Annotated in this window: 1 protein-coding gene; it reads left to right on the forward strand. The window is 62.9% G+C overall.

The features are described from left to right. A partial coding sequence (glyA, locus tag GOW04_RS21755; protein ID WP_253283377.1) for a serine hydroxymethyltransferase occupies nucleotides 1–1273 on the forward strand: 1273 nt, incomplete at its 5' end.

Genomic DNA, 1273 nt, shown 5'->3' on the forward strand with positions numbered 1-1273 from the left:
CGGATTTTTCACCCAGTCCCTTTCTGATCGTGATCCCGAGCTTTTTGGCTCGATCACGTCGGAACTGGGTCGTCAGCGCGACGAGATCGAGCTGATCGCGTCCGAGAACATCGTCTCTGCCGCCGTGATGGAAGCGCAGGGCTCGGTGATGACCAACAAATACGCCGAAGGCTATCCCGGCCGCCGCTATTATGGCGGCTGCCAGTTCGTCGACATCGCCGAAAACCTGGCCATCGACCGCGCCAAGCAGCTGTTCGGCTGTGAATTCGCCAACGTGCAGCCCAATTCCGGCTCTCAGGCCAACCAGGGCGTGTTTCAGGCGCTGATCAAACCCGGCGACACCATTCTGGGCATGAGCCTGGATGCCGGTGGCCACCTGACCCACGGCGCCCGTCCGAACCAATCGGGCAAGTGGTTCAACGCGGTGCAATACGGCGTGCGCCAGCAGGACAACATGCTGGATTACGATCAGGTCGAAGCGCTGGCGAAGGAACACCAGCCCAAGCTGATCATCGCCGGCGGTTCCGCCATCCCGCGCCAGATCGACTTTGCCCGCATGCGTCAGATCGCCGACATGGTCGGTGCCTATCTGCACGTGGACATGGCGCATTTCGCCGGTCTGGTCGCGGCGGGCGAGCATCCCAGCCCGTTCCCGCATGCGCATGTGGCCACCACCACCACGCACAAGACCCTGCGCGGCCCGCGCGGCGGCATGATCCTGACCAATGATGAAGATATCGCCAAGAAAGTGAACTCGGCCATCTTCCCCGGCATTCAAGGCGGCCCGCTGATGCATGTGATCGCGGCCAAGGCCGTGGCCTTTGGCGAGGCGCTGCGGCCCGAGTTCAAGGACTATGTCAAGCAGGTGATCACCAACGCCCAGGCGCTGTCGGATCAGCTGATCAAGGGCGGTCTGGACACGGTGACCCACGGCACCGACACCCATGTGGTGCTGGTCGACCTGCGCCCCAAAGGCGTCAAGGGCAACGCCACCGAGAAAGCCTTGGGTCGCGCGCATATCACCTGCAACAAGAACGGCGTGCCGTTTGATCCGGAAAAGCCGACCATCACGTCGGGCATCCGTCTGGGGTCGCCCGCCGGCACCACCCGCGGCTTCGGCGAGGTCGAATTCCGCCAGATCGCAGACTGGATCATCGAAGTGGTCGATGGCCTGGCCGCCAATGGCGAAGACGGCAACGGCGCCGTCGAGGCCAAGGTCAAGGCCGAAGTCGCAGACCTCTGCGCCAAATTCCCGATCTATCCGAACCTGTAA

Source organism: Ruegeria sp. HKCCA4812, assembly GCF_013034245.1.
GTDB lineage: Bacteria > Pseudomonadota > Alphaproteobacteria > Rhodobacterales > Rhodobacteraceae > Ruegeria.